The sequence below is a fragment of the Allobosea sp. genome, assembly GCF_048595345.1.
GTDB lineage: Bacteria > Pseudomonadota > Alphaproteobacteria > Rhizobiales > Beijerinckiaceae > Allobosea.
In genome coordinates this window covers 1-4,146 of sequence record NZ_JBMDWH010000066.1, presented here as the reverse complement: position 1 = coordinate 4,146, position 4,146 = coordinate 1, and the positions used below count along the sequence as shown (strand labels likewise).

The 4,146-nt window shown below is 66.5% G+C and carries 5 protein-coding genes; 4 read left to right on the top strand and 1 reads right to left on the bottom strand.

The genetic code is table 11. From position 1 onward, the window contains the following. The 4 genes from purL to grxD all read left to right on the top strand — a co-directional run. Nucleotides 1-1,792: phosphoribosylformylglycinamidine synthase subunit PurL (purL, locus tag ACOJTB_RS07820; protein WP_420101963.1), on the top strand; the 1,792-nt coding region annotated here is incomplete at its 5' end. A gap of 11 nt (nucleotides 1,793-1,803) precedes the next feature. Beyond that, on the top strand, nucleotides 1,804-2,040 hold the full coding sequence (locus ACOJTB_RS07815) for a BolA family protein (protein ID WP_420101962.1): 237 nt from the start codon (nucleotides 1,804-1,806) through the stop codon (nucleotides 2,038-2,040). A gap of 22 nt (nucleotides 2,041-2,062) precedes the next feature. Continuing rightward, a complete protein-coding gene (locus ACOJTB_RS07810; RefSeq protein ID WP_420101961.1) occupies nucleotides 2,063-2,311 on the top strand; it encodes a hypothetical protein in 249 nt (82 codons plus the stop codon). A gap of 17 nt (nucleotides 2,312-2,328) precedes the next feature. Then, nucleotides 2,329-2,664 carry a Grx4 family monothiol glutaredoxin gene (gene grxD, locus ACOJTB_RS07805; RefSeq protein WP_420101960.1) on the top strand — a complete coding sequence of 112 codons (336 nt, stop codon included), beginning with the start codon at nucleotides 2,329-2,331 and terminating at the stop codon, nucleotides 2,662-2,664. Between the two features lie 50 nt (nucleotides 2,665-2,714). Here grxD and ACOJTB_RS07800 read toward each other — a convergent pair. Next, the coding region (locus ACOJTB_RS07800) for a carbamoyltransferase family protein (RefSeq protein WP_420101959.1) at nucleotides 2,715-4,146 on the bottom strand (1,432 nt) is incomplete at its 5' end.

Sequence of the window (4,146 nt, the reverse complement as noted above, 5' to 3'; positions counted from 1 at the left end):
GCGCACGCGCCATCTGGTGTCCGGCGTGGTCGCGGGCATCGGCGGCTACGGCAATTCCTTCGGCGTGCCGAATGTCGGCGGCGCGACCGGTTTCCACAGCCGCTATGACGGCAACATCCTCGTCAACGCGATGGCGGTCGGCATCGCCAAGGCCGACGAGATCTTCTACGCCAAGGCCTCGGGCGTCGGAAAGGCGATCGTCTATCTCGGCTCCAAGACCGGACGCGACGGCATCCACGGCGCGACCATGGCCTCGGCCGAATTCGACGACAAGTCGGAGGAGAAGCGCCCGACCGTGCAGGTCGGCGATCCCTTCGCCGAGAAGCTCCTGCTCGAGGCCTGCCTCGAGATCATGGCCGCCGGGCATGTCGATGCGATCCAGGACATGGGCGCGGCGGGCCTGACCTGCTCGGCCGTCGAGATGGGCGCCAAGGGCGATCTCGGCGTCGAACTCGATCTCGACAAGGTGCCCTGCCGCGAGGAGGGCATGAGCGCTTATGAGATGATGCTGTCGGAGAGCCAGGAGCGCATGCTCATGGTGATCAAGCCCGGCCATGAGGACGCGGCCGAGGCGATCTTCCGCAAATGGGGTCTCGATTTCGCCGTCATCGGCCACACCACCGATACGCTTCGCTTCGTCGTGAAGCATCAGGGCGAGGTCATGGCCGATCTGCCGATCAAGGAACTCGGCGACGAGGCGCCGGAATATGACCGGCCCTGGGTGGAGACGCCGCCGCAGCAGCGCATCGCGCCGGAGAGCGTCACCCCGCCTTGCGGGAACGCCGAGGCGCTGAAGACGCTGATCGGCTCGCCGGATCTTTCCTCCAAGCGCTGGATCTGGGAGCAGTACGACACGCTGATCCTGGGCAATTCGGCGGTGACGCCCGGCGGCGATGCCGGCGTGATCCGCATCGAGGACGGGCCGAAGGGCCTCGCCATGTGCGCCGATGTCACGCCGCGCTATTGCGAGGCGGACCCGTTCGAGGGTGGCAAGCAGGCTGTGGCCGAAGCCTGGCGCAACCTCACCGCCACCGGCGCGAAGCCGCTCGCCATCACCGACAACCTGAATTTCGGCAACCCTGAGAAGCCCGAGGTGATGGGCCAGCTCGTCGGCGCTATCCGGGGCATCGGCGAGGCCTGCAAGACGCTCGATTTCCCGGTCGTCTCGGGCAATGTCTCACTCTACAACGAGACCAACGGCGTCTCGATCCTGCCGACCCCGACCATCGGCGGCGTCGGCGTCATGGCCGATGTGACGAAGCACGCCACGATCGCCTTCAAGGCCGAGGGCGAGGCGATCGTCCTGATCGGAGAGACCGCCGGCTGGCTCGGCCAGAGCGCCTATCTCGCCACGATCTGCGGGCGGGAAGAGGGCGCCCCGCCGCCGGTCGATCTCGCCACCGAGCGCCGCAACGGCGATTTCCTGCGCGGGCTGATCGAGGCCGGCACGGTTAAGACCTGCCATGACCTGTCGGATGGCGGGCTCGCCGTGGCGCTCGCCGAGATGGCGATGGCCAAGGGCATCGGCGCGACCATCGAGACGCTGCCGGCCGGCCCGGCCCATGCCGTGCTCTTCGGCGAGGATCAGGCGCGCTATGTGCTGACTGTCCCGGCGGCGGAGGCGGAAAGTCTCGTCGCATCGGCCAAGGCGGCGGGTGTGCCCGCCCTGGTCATCGGCCGCACCGGTGGCGCCTCGCTCGTCCTGCCCGGCGAGCAGCCGCTGGCCGTGTCCGATCTCCGCAAGATCCATGAAGACTGGCTGCCGTCCTACATGGCCGGCAAGGCGGCCTGAGGAGAACAGCCATGGCGATGGACGCCCACGAGATCGAGCGCATGATCAAGGCGGCGCTGCCGGATGCGACGGTCGAGATCAAGGATCTGGCCGGCGACGGCGATCATTATGCCGCGACCGTCGTCTCTGCCGCCTTCAAGGGCAAGACCCGCGTGCAGCAGCACCAGATGGTCTATGCCGCGCTGCAGGGGAACATGGGCGGCGTGCTGCACGCCCTTGCGCTGACGACGGTCACGCCTGATATTTGAGGCGAACCCTGGAGCAGCCGCCATGGCCGAGCCCGATGCGAACGTCGCCAACCATACGCTCGTTCTCCTGCGCAATATGGACCGGAAGCTCGATCACGTGATCGAAACGCTCGGGCGGCACGATGTTCGACTCGGACGGCTGGAACGCGACATCGGCGAGGTGAAGAGTGATCTCGTCCTGCTCGAGAACCGGATGCTGAACCAGACCAACGAGATCCTTCGCATCGTGCATCGGCTCGACGAGCAGGACGCTCCGGCGAGCCAGAACTGAACTCCGGAGATACCGATATGACCGACGTCAATGCCCGCATCGATGCGGAAGTGAAGTCCAGCGACGTGGTGCTGTTCATGAAGGGCACGCCGCAATTCCCGATGTGCGGCTTCTCCGGCCAGGTCGTGCAGATCCTCTCCTATGTCGGCGTGCCGTTCAAAGGCGTGAACGTGCTGGAGGACCAGGAGATCCGCGAGGGCATCAAGGCCTATTCCAACTGGCCGACCATTCCGCAGCTCTACGTCAAGGGCGAGTTCGTCGGCGGCTGCGACATCACTCGCGAGATGTTCCAGGCCGGCGAGTTGCAGGCGCTCTTCGAGGAGAAGGGCATTGCGGTGAAGCAGGCGAGCTGAGGCTCTTCGCTTTTCCGTTATCGCGAAGGCCGGCGTGAGCCGGCCTTTTTTCACTTCACCAGCAGCCAGTCCTCCACCACCAGCGCGTCGAGGCCGCTGGTGTAGAACATCAGGATCGCGTCCTCCGCCGTGTGGAGGATCGGCTTGCCCATGATGTTGAACGAGGTGTTGAGGATCACCGGGACGCCGGTGAGGTCGTGGAAGGCCGAGATCAGGGCGTGGTAGCGCGGATTGCGCTCGGCCGTGACGCTCTGGAGCCGGCCTGTCGCATCTTCATGGACGACGGCCGGCACGCGGTGCCGCACCGCCTCCTTCCAGACCAGCGTGCGCTCCATATAGGGCGCGTCCTGGTGGTGCTCGAACCAGTCGGCGGCGTGTTCGGCGAGGATCGAGGGCGCGAAGGGGCGGAAGGCCTCGCGATACTTCACCTTGGCGTTGAGGATGTCCTTCGCATCGGCCGGTCGCGGATCGGCGATGATCGAGCGGTTGCCAAGCGCCCGCGGGCCGAATTCGGCGCGACCCTGCACCCAGCCGATCAGCTTGCCTTCGGTCAGGAGCTTTGCGGTGACCGCCGCGATCTCGTCGGGGGAGAGCTTTCGCAGCCGCTTCTCCCAGGCCTGCATGCGCTCGAACGGCTCGGTCGAGACGGTGGAGCCGAGATAGGGCGACAACGGCCCTTTCGGCGCGCGCCACTGCGGATTGGCTTCGGCATGGCTAAGCCATGCGGCGCCGATGGCGTTGCCGTCATCGGCCGGGGCAGAGGGCACGAAGACGCTCTCGAAACCATGGCGGCCGGCGATCTTGCCATTGAAGGAGGAGTTGAGCGCACAGCCGCCGGCGAGCACGAGGTTTTCGCTCGGAACGAGCGCCGCCGCCTCAGCCAGAAGCGCCTCCATCATCTCGGCGAAGACATCCTGCCCGCAGCGGGCGAGATCGGCCCAGCCCTGGTCGAGGGCGTCGGCCGGGCGCTTCGCCAGGATCTCGGCCGCGACGGCCTGCACCACATCGGCCTTGGCGAAGGAAAGCTTGTGGCCCTCGATCGCATAAAGCCTGCGCAGCAGCGCCATCAGCTCGGGGTCGGTCCGGCCATAGGGGGCGAGCCCCATAATCTTCCATTCCTCGCCCTTGGCCTGGTCGAAGCCGGCGAGATCGGTGACGAGCCCGAAATAGAAGCCGATCGATTCCCGGCCGCGATGATGCTTCACCTCGCGCAGCTTGCCGTCTTCCAGCGCGAAGATGGCCGAGGCCCCGGTTTCGCCCATGCCGTCGACGACGAGGCAAGCGGCGTTCTCGAAGGGCGAGGACCAGCAGGCATAGGCCGCATGGCTGAGATGGTGGCCGTAGCGCTTCAGGCCGGTGACAGTGGCCTTGCCATAGGCGCGGTCGAGCCCGAGCAGGACACCCATGCCGGCGCGTTGCTGGCCGAGATGCAGCGAGGCGATCAGCGCCCGCTCGGTGCGTTCAGGCACCAGCGACCGGTTG